This is a genomic window from Blautia sp. HCP3S3_C4, assembly GCF_052064095.1.
GTDB lineage: Bacteria > Bacillota > Clostridia > Lachnospirales > Lachnospiraceae > Blautia_A.
This window is the reverse complement of sequence record NZ_JBQHWF010000012.1, coordinates 1-12279: the sequence shown is the minus strand read 5'-3', so window position 1 is coordinate 12279 and position 12279 is coordinate 1. Positions and strand designations below refer to the sequence as shown.

The following is a 12279-nucleotide window of genomic DNA, read 5'->3' as shown; positions in this document are numbered from 1 at the left end:
TCCCTCCTTTTTATATTAAGCATCCGAAAACGCTTTATTTTTCTTTTTTGTTTCTCAGGTTCTTCAGATTACGTAATTTGTATCCTCGGTTCAGATTTGGATATGCTTTTACGAAACGCTGCATATTGTGACCGACCTTTGCTGCCATAGCTTCTTTTCTCTTCTGAAGCTCTGCACTGATCTCTGCTGTAATTGCAGCACGTTTCTGTTCCATTTCTTTAAGGACTTCCACATCTCCCAGGCGTTCTTTTACACTCTCAAGCGTAGCTTCTTTGGCAAAACCAACACTGGCAATCTTCTCATGCATTTTCACAAGCATTTCGCCCTTTGCCTGCTCCATAGCCGCCTCAATAACAGGCAGTTTCTCGTGAATACGGAAAGCCGCAGCTGCTGAGAAAGCAAAATCCACAACATATCCCACTCCTATCACGCATATGCCGATCTCGCCTACGTAAACCGGATACAAAATCACAATAGATTCCACAAAAGGATGTAACACTTTAAACAGAATCACTGTAAAAGCCCCCCAGCCAAGGGATGCTCCCAGGCAGATACGTCCCTGGAAATTAAATTTATTATCACTGTAATCCCACCAGGACGTATGAAAAATAGACTCCATCAATACGGCTGTCACATACTCCAGCGCAGTTGCCACAACAACTCCTCCCAGATACAGATACAGAAGATTGTCGCTAAAGGGTCTCAGGATCATATAAACAGATACCGCCCCAAATCCATATATGGTACATAAGGGTCCATTAATGAAGCCACGGTTTACAAATTTGCCGCTTTTAACAGATACATAACAGGTTTCCCATACCCAGCCAAAAAAACTGTAAATAATCAGCCAATTCATAAGATGATAAAAATCAATCCCGCAAACAGTTAAATTCCACATGCTTTTTCTTCCTTCTGATATGTATTTTTTAATTATACTATAAACCATTTTTTTCAAAAAATCACTACCCAATTTTCAATTTCTTGTGTATAATTAAATACAATTTAGGAAAGGAAAATTCTTAACATGATTGTTAAAAAAATGCCCATTTTACAAGGGTTTCCGGACTTTGAGACTGTTAAATTTTTCACCGGAAAATTCTTCCGAAAATACAATTTTTCACCTGTTTTTTATGACATAGAAACCACCGGATTATCCCGAAAATCCACGTTTTTGTACCTGATCGGAGCTGTTGGAATTGAAGATGAAACTTGGTATTTTCATCAATGGATGGCCGAAAGTGACAAAGAAGAAGAAACAATTCTGAGAATTTTTTCACAATTTCTTCAACAATGTGATTTGCTGATTTCTTACAACGGAGAGCGATTTGACCAACCCTATCTGGAAACAAGATACGAAAAATACGGACTGCCCTCTCCTTTTGAGCACAAAATGTCCCTGGATTTATATCTGACTCTGAAGCCTTTGAAAACACTTCTGAAGCTGCCTGCTCTGAAACAGCCATGTCTGGAAGAATTTCTCGGAATCAAAGACCGAATTTATAACAATGGGAAAGAATGCATTCAGCTTTATAAAGATTTTCTGAAAAAACGAGATGCCATTATGGCAGAAGAAATTCTCGGTCATAACCTGGAAGACGTGCTGGGGCTTGGAAGAATTTTTGAGATGCTAAGTTATCTGTGTATTTATGATTCCGAGTATGAGGTTACATATGCAGAGGCAGATGAAGAAGTTGTCATTTTCACATTAGAGCTTCCACACGCTCTTCCGGCTGAATTCTCCAATGGAAGCAATTCTTTCTATATCACAGGAAAAGCTACAGAAGTTAAACTTATTGTCCGAACCGAAAACGGACGACTGAAACAGCATTATCAAAATTATAAAGATTATTATTATCTGCCGGACGAAGATACGATTATTCCAAAATCACTTGGAAGCGGAATTGATAAAAAGCATCGAAAAGCAGCTACAAAAGATACCTGTTATACCTGGTTTAATTGCAGCGAACAATTTCTGCAGAATCCACAGATGCAGAAACAGTATCTGGAACATGCTTTGCCATATTTTCTCAAGGCATTGAAATAAAATGCATAGTAACAAAAAGGTGTTCAAATGAACACCCCTATGAAGTCTGCTGCTCTTTAATTTTATGTATATGCTGACGCATTATTTTATTATTACACCATCTGAAATCTTGGTTAGAAAGCTCTCTAACTGAGTCTTTTTTCTTCCATAACACTCATATATGCTGGTCTGATGATTTTATCCGTGCAAATCATCTCTTCTATTCTGTGTGCACTCCAACCTACGATTCTAGCTACTGCAAACATGGCTGTATAAAGTTCTACCGGTATACCCAGCATATCGTAGACAAATCCACTGTAAAAATCTACATTGGGACTGACACCTTTATAGATATGTCTTTTATCTGCTATGATCTTTGGAGCAAGCATCTCTATGTTTTCATACAATTCAAGATCTTTTTGCCTTTTCTTTTCCTCTGCCAGTTGTTTTACATAATCTTTAAATACTCTCTCCCTCGGATCAGAAATAGAATATACTGCATGTCCCATTCCATAGATTAAGCCCTTTTGGTCAAATGCATCTTTATCAACAATCCTTCTTAAGTATGCTTCTATCTCATCCTTATCTGAATAATCCTTTATATGCGCCCTAATATCATCCATCATTTCCATTACCTTAATGTTGGCACCTCCGTGTTTTGGTCCTTTTAGCGAACACATTGCTGCTGCCATCGTAGAATAAGTGTCAGACCCGGATGACGTAACGACTCTTGTGGTAAATGTAGAATTATTACCTCCTCCATGTTCCATATGCAAAATGAGTGCCGTATCTAAAACCTTTGCCTCTGTAAGGGTATATTTCCTGTCTGGTCGCAGAAGCATCAATAGATTTTCCGCGGTGGAAAGCTGTTTATCGGGATGATGAATATACATACTCTCATTTTTTTCATAATGATTGTAAGCATTATATCCATATACTGCCAACAATGGGAGCTCACTGATGAGCTGGATGCACTGACGCAGCGAATTGCTGACACTTGGTTCTTTTACCTTTTTATCATAAGATGCCAGGGTAAGAATACTTCGGGTCATGGAATTCATGACATCCTCCGAAGGTGCTTTCATAATGACATCCCTTGTAAAATTGGTTGGCAATGTCCTACACTCTCCAATAATTCTATCGAAGTCTTCCTTCTCTCTTTCATCAGGCAGTTTTCCCATCAAAAGAAGATATGCTATTTTTTCAAATCCAAACTCATTTTGTCCTAAACAATGAATCAAATCTTCCACTCGATAGCCCCGGTACCACAATTCCCCATCGCAGGGAATCTTCTGATTATCAACAATTTTTGAAGACACTATTTTTGATATGTTGGTAAGTCCTGTAAGGACACCTTTCCCATTTTCATCTCTAAGCCCTTTGTTTACGCCATATTCTTCAAATAACCGCGGAGCAATGTTATCATTTTTCAGACAAACTGCTTCCAATTCTTCAAAATAATCATTCATCTGCTCCGTTGTCATCTCTATTCACCTCCAGATTCTCCACCTCACTGCTCATAATAGTTTCCAACTGCTTCATAAGCTGTAGTAACTGAATCAAATTATCCTTTCCAAACTTTTCGAACACCTTCCCGTAATACTTCTTAAGTGTTTCTTCCTGCGCCCTTAACAGGCTTCGTCCGCTTTCAGTAATTGTAACATAGGTGCCCTCACTGCCGTTACCGTCATGAGACCATAATACATATCCTACGTCTCGTAGCTTTTCTACCATTTTAGAAATCTGTCGCATCGTCATCTGAAGCTTGTCCGCTAAATCCTTCAGATAGACTCGTCCTGAATAAATGTCGGATGTCTCCTCCATTGCAATATATTGTAATGCAATGTATTCCGGGATACTCATTTTCATAAAGACATCTTTTCTATGCTCCCGGTTAAACAAGTGCCTTTGGTATATCAATTCGTTGGACAGCTTTATAATATCTGTATTTCCTATAGTTTCTGCCATATTACTCCTCCTTTATTTAAAATAAGGGAAGCAACAGACTGTCACTTCCCTTCGTAAAAGAGAATGGATTATTTTAATAGCCCATTTCCGGTTGTGCCGGCATTGCAGGTGCTTTTTCCTTAATATTTGCCACAGCAGCCTCCGTTGTTAATAAGGTTGATGACACACTAATCGCATTGGAAAGTGCACTTCTTGTAACCTTGACAGGATCAATAATTCCTGCATCGACCATATTGACGTACTGTTCAGAAATTGCATCAAAGCCTATGCCCTCATCTGACTCCTTTACCTTATTGATGATGACAGCACCCTCTAGGCCTGCATTTTCAGCAATGGCACGAAGCGGAGCCTCCAATGCCTTGGCTACAATCTCTGCTCCTGTTCTCTCATCACCCTCCATGCTTGATATCATGTCATATACTGCCTTTTGTGCGTGAACATAAGCAGATCCGCCGCCACTGATGATGCCCTCTGACACAGCAGCCCTAGTGGCATTTAATGCATCCTCTATACGATACTTAGCTTCCTTCATCTCTGTTTCAGTTGCGGCTCCAATCTTAATAACTGCAACACCACCGCCGAGCTTAGCCACCCGGTCTACCAGCTTATCCCTGTCGTACTCAGAAGCATCTGCAGCCTGTCTCTTAATCATTGCGATTCTTTCTTCAATGTCCTGTTTCTTGCCCTCGCCATCCACGATGGTTGTATGTTCCTTTGTTACTTTAACTGATTTAGTCTGTCCAAGCATATCAACTGTGATATCCTTTAATTGCATGCCAAGGTCATCGAGTACTGCCTGTCCACCTGTCAGAATTGCAATATCCTTTAACATCTCCTTACGACCATCACCATACCCCGGTGCCTTTACAGCTACGACCTTGAGTGTGCCTCTCAACCTGTTTACGATTAGTGTTGTAAGTGCTTCACCCTCTACGTCATCTGCAATAATCAGCATTTCTCTTCCCTGCTGCATTACCTGCTCCAATATAGGAAGAATATCCTTTATATTAGATATCTTTTTGTCCGTAATCAAAATGTATGGATGATTCATATTAGCTATCATCTTTTCTTTATCATCACACATGTAAGCAGATAAATAACCGTTGTCAAACTGCATTCCCTCTACAACCTCTATCTCTGTCTGCATCGTCTTTGATTCTTCTATTGTGATGACGCCATTCTCTCCAACCTTTTCCATTGCATCGGCAATCATTGTTCCGACTTCATCATTACCTGCAGATATTGCAGCAACCTTTGCAATGTGATCTTTTCCGGTTACAGGCTTGCTCATTTTAACCAGTGCTTCAATAGTTGTATCTGCTGCTTTCTTCATTCCTTTTCGCAAAATAATTGGATTTGCACCTGCTGCTATATTTTTCATACCCTCGCCTACTAGAGCCTGTGCCAAAACAGTTGCCGTTGTCGTGCCGTCTCCTGCAATGTCATTCGTTTTGGTTGCGACCTCTTTCACAAGTTGTGCACCCATATTCTCATAAGGATCTTCCAGTTCAATCTCCTTTGCAATCGTAACACCATCGTTCGTAATCAAAGGAGTTCCGTAAGATTTATCCAATACAACGTTACGTCCCTTAGGTCCGATTGTCACCTTTACTGTATCTGCCAGCTTATCAACGCCTGCTTCCATCTTTTTTCTTGCATCGATATCAAACAAAATTTCCTTTGCCATGTTAATTCCTTCTTTCTACATATAAAATAACTGTATTTTTATTTTACTACTCCACAATTGCAATAATATCGGACTGATTTACGATGATATATTCCTCATCCTCCAACTTAACATCTGTACCGGAATACTGAGAATAAATCACACGGTCGCCTTCTTTTACCTGCATTTCTGTTTTCTTTCCATTCTTTTCACTTCCAGGTCCTACTGCAATGACAACAGCTGTCTGTGGCTTTTCTTTTGCACTATCCGGTAATATAATTCCGGACTGGGTTTTTTCTTCTGCTTCCTGCTGTTTTAAAACAACACGCTCTCCTAATGGTTTTAACTGCATAATCATTACCTCTTTTCTTTATTGTTAGCACTCTTTTGTATTGAGTGCTACTTATTTTGTAAAAAATATATGCTTCATATGAAGCATATATAAACAGTTTGTTTCCAAACTGTTTGTTTAAAAAGGATTATAGCACATAAAAAACCTATGTCAACCCATTTTTTCAAAAGAAATAAAAAAATTGCACACCGATTACTCGGTGTAACAATTCCTAGTCATTCTCCAACAATCTGTCTATATTATGACTAATCTGCTCAGACACCCGGTTAAATACCGCCAAAGAACTTTCATCAATTCCTTCCACCACCTTGGCGGTTAACTCTGCCCAGAGAATCTCCATTTCCTGACAAAGATGTTCCGACGCATCAGTCAGCTCATATTTCACATATCTACGATCTTTATCATCTCTTTTGCATACAATGTATCCTTGTTTAACAAGATTCTCTAAAGTAGTAGACATATGACCTTTATTCATCTGCGTGTACCGACATATATCCGTCAATGTTGTTATATCATCATAATGAGATAGCAAATAAACAACTTCCAGTTCCAATCTGTTTAGGTTTGTCTTATTTTTTACATCAACCATAGCTTTTTCAAGAAGACGATTAAACTTTCCACCTCTCAAATTTTTTTCAATATTCATCAAAATTTCACTCCTATTTTGTTTTTACTCTTTTTACAAAATATCAAATTAATCCATCAAAATTTTTTTCATGGGACATCTTATCGTTTATCATATCATATCGCCTACATTTTTTCCACATAAACCACCCCAGTATTTCACTGCCCGAGTGCCATCAAATCCTATTTCTATACTCTTACTTCAAATCCGTTCTTGAACATGAATCTTATATCGTCCTTGGATTTCACAATCACTTCCTGTACAAGACTGCTCCAAATCCCGGCATCGAACTCGCAGGTTATGACGTCCTGCTTTTCCAAAGTGCGAATGAATCCTTTAAACAATTCTCGCTTTGCCTTCTTGCTTTCAATCTGCTCTGCGATATCATCATACCCAGCCTGCTTTGCTTTTCGGTGCGGCTTTTTCAACAATGTACAAACCCTCTCGAAGCTTTTCCAACGTCGTCCTCTCGTCCGTATTCCAGCAAGCACGAAAAGCATACTCAAACGAAAATATCATATCACAGGCACGTTCCCAAACCTGCGTAAACAGTTTTTCATCCAGCGGGGTATTATCATCATTTTGATAGGAATTCACATATGATGTTCTGTTTAATGTTATTCCCCATTTGTTATCAAGCCCTTCCAATTCTTTTGCAAGAAAAGCCCGATCCTTTTCGCTTAATTCTGCTAATGTACCGTGTTCATCAGCCACCTGCGGTCCCCATATAATCAATTCTTCAAACATAACCCCTCCTATTGCTTGCTATTCAAATACTCCACCAATTCCGCAACCGTTGTGACCGGGTTACTTTCTCTGGACAGAATTTCTGTATGTTCGGCTTGCAGCACAGACACTCGTTTCTTTGCCCGGTCAATGGCTGCTTCCTGCAGCGGCTTCAACTGCTCATACACTTCTTTGTTTTTCTCATACTGCTCCAACCTGCCCTTTTTCTTCAGCAGCTTAATTGCAGCTTCGCAATTCTCAACGGGTGTGGTCTGGTTATTGAAATGCAGCAGAAACCATACCTCAAAGGACGGATTGGAGAAAGCAATCTGATACCCTTCCTTGATTGCCACCTGCTTTGCCTTTGAAAGCATGGCATTCGTATTATCATCACGATCAAATACGCACCAGATCATATCTCCCTCATCCGGATAGTATGGGCTGTACCCGATGGTTGCCCGTGCCTTCTGCACCAGCTTATCCGCTGATTTATACTGCGACGGGATAGGTACAATATCAATGTTGCATTCTCTGCTGCGGAACTTTTTGAAATACCGGATTTCCGTTTCTGAACCCTCGCAGATCAGATACACCACCGGATTCCTCTTTCTTCTGCCGGACGCTTTGCGCTCGATTTCTTTAATTCTTCCCATCTCAGATACCTCCTCCGATGAACGGAATTGCACCATATCTACCCTGCAGGTATCCTTTGGCGATGTTCTCCTCTTTTCTAGGAGAAAACTCGGTCAAAGCGTAAATGTCTGTCTGCATACTCTTTTCATCTTTCTCTGCAAACCATATCTGATCACGGCGAAGCAATTTCAAATCCAGCAGCCCCGTATCGTGGGTGGTAAAAACCAACTGTGCATGATTCTGGTTGATGGTCTGATCCTGAATCATTTCAATCAGATGCCGGGTAAGCAGGGGGTGCATACTTGCTTCAATTTCATCCACCACCAGCACCGCACCGGAATTCATCGCATCCATCCACAAGCCGATTCTTGAAAAGAAGCGCTGTGTTCCCACCGATTCCTGTCCGAGCTGCAAGGTATATTGCTTTTGATTGCCGTTATCATCAGTCAACTGATGCACCGTAGAAACAATCGGTTTCTCCTTTGTCCCGGACAGAATCACATTGCAGATGCCGAGATCTGCAAGCATCATTTCCTTCACAACATTCTTCTTGTCCTCGCCGCCTTTCCGGATTGCGTCAATGGTGGTTTCATTGGAAACCCCTGTTGTAATCAATCCACGGATTTTCTGCTGAAACCATAAATACGCCTTTTCCGTCTGGGCGCAGTTCCACTCGTTGGAGCTTGTGAGATACAATCTGTTTTCGGAGGTACGTCCGGCAAGTGTAAGCTGCTCCTGGACACTCTCCCGAAATTCATACCTGTCTTTCTCTCTGGAGAAAACCAACGCTTCTCTACCATTTGGCCAGTGATAAAGGTACTCACTTATAATCCTGTCTTTATTAAAGGAGAAGCCATAGGCATACTTGATGCCGTCATAATAGTAGATAATCTCAAACGAAGTCGGTTCCGTTTGCCCATTCACGAAAGCAAACGGCTCATAAGGAAGTTCAGTTCCTTTGAGCGGTTTGGCGTAACTGCCACAGATCATTTCTCTCATGAGCAGAAGCGCATGAATCACATTACTTTTGCCCGCCGCATTTGCGCCGTAAATTGCCATAACCGGCACAAGTTCTTTTTTCCCGTCTGGGGAAATCAGTATTTCTTTCATAGTTTTATCCGCTGCAGCTTTCATGCTTATGATAGCAGTATCTTTTATCGAACGATGATTTGTTACAGAAAACTGAAGTAACATGGCAAATCCTCCTCGCACAATCACTCTATGGTATCATTATACTCATAAAGCGCCGCTCAGTCAAGTTTACTTCTATTATTTGCAAAATATCCGCAAATAATTCAAATAAATTTCTATCAAGACGCTCCTTTTGTGTATTTCTCCTCCACAACAAAAAACAGGGACAGGACAATGCCCTTACAGCACCATCCTGTCCCCATCTCATTTACTGCATATCTCTCTCAGATTTCTTGTTTTGTGCCGGAGCATCTTTCTTCACCCCGGAGGATAACTGCTCCTGCTTTTCCTTCAAGCGTCCAAGCAGGGACGGCTTCTCTGCGCTCTTTGCTGTACGGCTCACGAATCAAAACACACTCTTTGGGAACGGTATAGGTATATACTCCGTCCCCGTGTTCTTTTTCCAGCCGTATTTCATCCGGATACTTACTCGCCAGCTTTTCCAGCTTACGAATCATCTTCGGATCAAAGGAATATACGCTTGCTTCTCCTTCCGACTGGTTATACAAAATGATAGTTTCCCGTTCCACGGCACTTCTCAAATCAGTCCCTCCCAATCCGGTTCATCTTCCTCCTCGGCAGGCACAAAGACAAGCTCGGAAAAATCCTCCTCGGACATTTCTTCCAACAGGAGAACCGTCTGCTTCATCAGCTCCGCCATATCCTGATCGTCAATGTAAGGAAGGGAAGCAGAAATATCCTCTGCCAGCACCTTCCTGTCCGAATGATTGAAAATACACCATTGTACATCATCCTCCATTTCTGTTTTTCTTCCGCAGAAAATAGAAAACCCCCGATAAGTATTTTTGTTCCTACGAAAGTAAGTCCAATTATACTTACCAGGGGTGTTATAAGGGGTGGTATGACCCGTAACATCCATATAAAAATGACATAACTTGTAATTTATATCATATTTTCGTTACACGCACATAATAAGAGTTACACAGCCATCAATCTGCCTTCCAGTTCCTGATATTCTTCTGCCAGCAGCCTGATCTTCGCAGACTCCAGATGTTCCTTTGCCATATCTGCGGCACCATATTTTCTCAGCGCAACGATCAGCCAGTAGATGATGGACGGATTATCCGGTTCTACCGAGATGGCCCTGGTTGCGTATTCGTGCATGACACCATAAGCCTGCTTTTCATACAGCAGCTCCATCAGCATTTCGATTGCCGCCAGATACATCAGGTGAAACTTGGAGATATACGCAATCTGCCAATGTTCTGCACTTCCCGTCAGAAACATCTTCCCACGGTACAATTTCACGATTTCTTTCAGCGTATCTATTTTCTCCTGCTTACCCTGCATCTTCTTCGCCATATGATAGCCTTGCTCAAACTTTTCAAAATCGGTTTCGATCTTCAGGTTGGTATTGATCCTGTACCCATTCGGCGTTGTAACAATCAGATCGGTATCGGAGATAAGCCGAAATGCAGACCGGAAGCGATACAGCAACGTGCGGATGTTCCCGGTAGGATTGTCATATTCCTTATCCGGCCAGAGCTGCTCGGAAAGCTCTCTGGCAGACACACCTCTGTTCCGGTTTATCATCAAAAGCAGAAGGACTTTGCAGCACAGCGGGGATTTAAACTCCGCTTCGGTCAGCTTACCTTTGGAAGTATATATCTCCAAACCGCCAAACAGGTTGATGATGACTTCGTTATCCGTCTGTATCATCTTCGGCGCAACGCTCATCTTCATCCGGTCTAACAGCTTCTGTTCATTGACCTCCGAAACCAACGCATACGAAAGTATCTGCAGCAGTTCCGGACGGTGGAGATACCGCTTTGGATTGCGTACCATCAGGAAGCCTTTCTCCTTTTTATTGTAAGGCACTGCCAGAAGGGTTTCCGTATTGTGCTGGGAGAAAAGATTATATTCGCCGGGGTTCTCATTCCTGATATTCTCAGCACAATCAACGATGATCGGATGGTTATTTTCCAGCGCATCCATCCATCTTTCATATATCCCTACAACTCCGATTTCGTCAATTTTGGTTGCGCTCATACCGCCGGTTTTCCTATCAAACCACCAGAACGGCATCCACAGCTTCAGCTTTACATCCACATCCAGCACTCCGCACCAGTCTGCGTCATAAAAATCACAGGCGGCAGCTAATGCACTCAGCCCGATCTCCTTCGGTTCTTTCATTCCATGCAATCTGTGTTCCAGATTTGTCAGGCATTCCAGAAATGCCCTTGCAAATATGCTTGTCTCGTCCTCTGTCGCAACCTCCGTATTCTGTTCTTCCTGTACCACGGGGTGGGTCAGTTTTTCAACGGTGTTCTTCCATCTGTTAAATAGCGCCATTTCCGCCAATCCTCCTCGTTTGCTAATCTATATCGAGTAGGAGGGAGTGATTAACTCCCGTCCTCTCACACCACCGTGCGTACCGTTCGGTACACGGCGGTTCTTTAGTTTTCCCAAACTACCAGATAATAGTCAAGCATGGATGTGTATCCTAGTTTGGCTATTATTTTATTTGTGATTACTGAATTTAGTACATGTGCCATCCTCCAGTAACCTTTTCTACTGCACGCAAGTTCTTTGGCTTTCCAATGTTCAAGGCCTAATGCTTTTAGCATTCGGTACTTTGTTTTGATTTTCTTCCATTGTTTCCAATAGACCGCTCTGATTCTTCGTCTTGCCCATTCATCCGTTTCTTTGAGAATCTTCTTCATGTCTGCAAGTTTGAAATAATTTACCCATCCTCGCACGAATTGTTGATATTTCTCTTCTCTTTTAGCATTACTCATGCCATTGTTTCTATCTGTCAGTTCTCTGATTTTATTCTTCATTTTGGCGACTGACTTTTGGTGAACTCTAAATCTGCATTTTCCCTTGAACCTGTAAAAGGTATACCCAAGATATTTCACTTTGCTGATAGGAGCCACCTCTGTTTTCTCTCGATTTACTTTGAGAAAAAGTTTTCCTTCGATAAACGGAATTATGTTGTTCAAGGTTCTTTCTGCACTTTTCCTGCTTTTACAGAAAATCATACAGTAGGTAGACCCAAGGAACCTCCCCTTGAGTCCCCATCAGAACCGTACGTGAGCCTCTCAACTCATACGGCTCCTTCTCCAACAGATGGT

The 12279-nt window shown here is 41.5% G+C and carries 14 protein-coding genes; 1 reads left to right on the top strand and 13 read right to left on the bottom strand.

Annotated features, from left to right (window positions below; all coding sequences use genetic code 11):
• Positions 1 to 34 precede the first annotated feature (34 nt).
• A complete protein-coding gene (locus ACTNC6_RS11360) occupies positions 35 to 898 on the bottom strand; it encodes a putative ABC transporter permease (protein WP_441036082.1) in 864 nt (287 codons plus the stop codon).
• 126 nt (positions 899 to 1024) lie between these two features.
• Between ACTNC6_RS11360 and ACTNC6_RS11355 the strand changes: the two genes are divergently transcribed.
• Positions 1025 to 2044 (top strand): ribonuclease H-like domain-containing protein, encoded by a 1020-nt coding sequence (locus ACTNC6_RS11355; protein WP_441036083.1) that lies wholly within the window; start codon positions 1025 to 1027, stop codon positions 2042 to 2044.
• Between the two features lie 125 nt (positions 2045 to 2169).
• Here ACTNC6_RS11355 and ACTNC6_RS11350 read toward each other — a convergent pair whose 3' ends face one another.
• From ACTNC6_RS11350 to ACTNC6_RS11295, 12 genes are all read right to left on the bottom strand, one after another.
• Positions 2170 to 3507, bottom strand: coding sequence for a citrate/2-methylcitrate synthase (locus tag ACTNC6_RS11350; protein ID WP_441044144.1), 1338 nt, complete (start codon positions 3505 to 3507; stop codon positions 2170 to 2172).
• Positions 3485 to 3991, bottom strand: coding sequence for a MarR family winged helix-turn-helix transcriptional regulator (locus ACTNC6_RS11345; RefSeq protein ID WP_075681754.1), 507 nt, complete (start codon positions 3989 to 3991; stop codon positions 3485 to 3487). Before ACTNC6_RS11345 ends, ACTNC6_RS11350 begins: the two co-directional genes overlap by 23 nt.
• Before the next feature lie 73 nt (positions 3992 to 4064).
• Complete coding sequence (gene groL, locus ACTNC6_RS11340; protein ID WP_441044143.1) at positions 4065 to 5678, bottom strand: chaperonin GroEL; 1614 nt, start codon at positions 5676 to 5678, stop codon at positions 4065 to 4067.
• Positions 5679 to 5724: 46 nt separating this feature from the next.
• The gene (gene groES / locus ACTNC6_RS11335) at positions 5725 to 6009 is read right to left on the bottom strand and encodes a co-chaperone GroES (protein ID WP_075681758.1); all 285 of its coding nucleotides are present in this window, start codon (positions 6007 to 6009) and stop codon (positions 5725 to 5727) included.
• 211 nt (positions 6010 to 6220) lie between these two features.
• Positions 6221 to 6655 carry a MarR family winged helix-turn-helix transcriptional regulator gene (locus ACTNC6_RS11330; RefSeq protein ID WP_154431024.1) on the bottom strand — a complete coding sequence of 145 codons (435 nt, stop codon included), beginning with the start codon at positions 6653 to 6655 and terminating at the stop codon, positions 6221 to 6223.
• 366 nt (positions 6656 to 7021) lie between these two features.
• Positions 7022 to 7381: a hypothetical protein gene (locus ACTNC6_RS11325; protein ID WP_441044142.1), complete on the bottom strand. Its 360-nt coding sequence runs from the start codon at positions 7379 to 7381 to the stop codon at positions 7022 to 7024.
• An 8-nt stretch (positions 7382 to 7389) separates the two neighbouring features.
• Positions 7390 to 8013 carry an RloB family protein gene (locus ACTNC6_RS11320; RefSeq protein WP_441044141.1) on the bottom strand — a complete coding sequence of 208 codons (624 nt, stop codon included), beginning with the start codon at positions 8011 to 8013 and terminating at the stop codon, positions 7390 to 7392.
• 1 nt (position 8014) lies between these two features.
• Positions 8015 to 9187 (bottom strand): AAA family ATPase, encoded by a 1173-nt coding sequence (locus ACTNC6_RS11315; RefSeq protein WP_441044140.1) that lies wholly within the window; start codon positions 9185 to 9187, stop codon positions 8015 to 8017.
• Between the two features lie 221 nt (positions 9188 to 9408).
• Positions 9409 to 9726 carry a molecular chaperone gene (locus tag ACTNC6_RS11310; RefSeq protein WP_441044139.1) on the bottom strand — a complete coding sequence of 106 codons (318 nt, stop codon included), beginning with the start codon at positions 9724 to 9726 and terminating at the stop codon, positions 9409 to 9411.
• Complete coding sequence (locus tag ACTNC6_RS11305) at positions 9723 to 9944, bottom strand: transposon-transfer assisting family protein (protein ID WP_441044138.1); 222 nt, start codon at positions 9942 to 9944, stop codon at positions 9723 to 9725. The genes ACTNC6_RS11310 and ACTNC6_RS11305 overlap by 4 nt, the downstream gene beginning before the upstream one ends.
• A 179-nt stretch (positions 9945 to 10123) precedes the next feature.
• Positions 10124 to 11497, bottom strand: coding sequence for an AfsR/SARP family transcriptional regulator (locus ACTNC6_RS11300; protein WP_441044137.1), 1374 nt, complete (start codon positions 11495 to 11497; stop codon positions 10124 to 10126).
• Between the two features lie 104 nt (positions 11498 to 11601).
• On the bottom strand, positions 11602 to 12147 hold the full coding sequence (locus tag ACTNC6_RS11295; protein ID WP_441044136.1) for a group II intron maturase-specific domain-containing protein: 546 nt from the start codon (positions 12145 to 12147) through the stop codon (positions 11602 to 11604).
• Positions 12148 to 12279 lie beyond the last annotated feature (132 nt).